Origin of the sequence: Acinetobacter sp. WCHAc060042, assembly GCF_003231195.1 — a bacterium.
In the GTDB taxonomy this organism is placed as follows: domain Bacteria; phylum Pseudomonadota; class Gammaproteobacteria; order Pseudomonadales; family Moraxellaceae; genus Acinetobacter.
In genome coordinates, this window is record NZ_QKVN01000129.1 from 1 (window position 1) to 525 (window position 525).

Sequence of the window (525 nt, forward strand, 5' to 3'; positions counted from 1 at the left end):
CTCAGAACTCAATATCGGGTGAGAGTTATCATTTGAAGAATAAAAAAAGAATAGGGATTCAACCTCAGGTTGAAACTTAATACGAGGTAAAAGGGGTCAATTTTAGAATGCCGTTGACAAAAAATATTGACTCTCCGACAAACCCGGCACGGTTCAGTACGATTTTCACTTACTAGTACTTAAATAATCACCCCACCACTGCATCATTTCAGTCCGTTGAGCTAAATAGTCAGCGTGATTATAGCTGGCACGGGTACGGTTTTTATCAATATGTGAAAGTTGTGCCTCAATCCAATTATCTTGGAACAAACCTGAGTCATTCAAAATGGTACTAAAAGTAGAACGTAATCCATGAGAAGATAGTTGATGTTTGCCATACCCCATCTTACGTATGGCCATATTTAGAGTATTAAAATGAATCGGTTGATTGTGTTTGCGAGGGCTAGCAAAAAGGTATTTTTCACCGTATGACCACTGCATGACGTCTTTCAAAATCTCTAAAGCCTGATTTGAAAGTGGAACTAT

General features: G+C 38.3%; 1 protein-coding gene. It reads right to left on the minus strand.

Annotated features, from left to right (window positions below; translation table 11 throughout):
- Positions 1 to 165: 165 nt before the first annotated feature.
- Positions 166 to 525, minus strand: a 360-nt coding sequence (locus DPG01_RS18550; RefSeq protein WP_162622383.1) for a tyrosine-type recombinase/integrase, incomplete at its 5' end; no start/stop codon positions are given.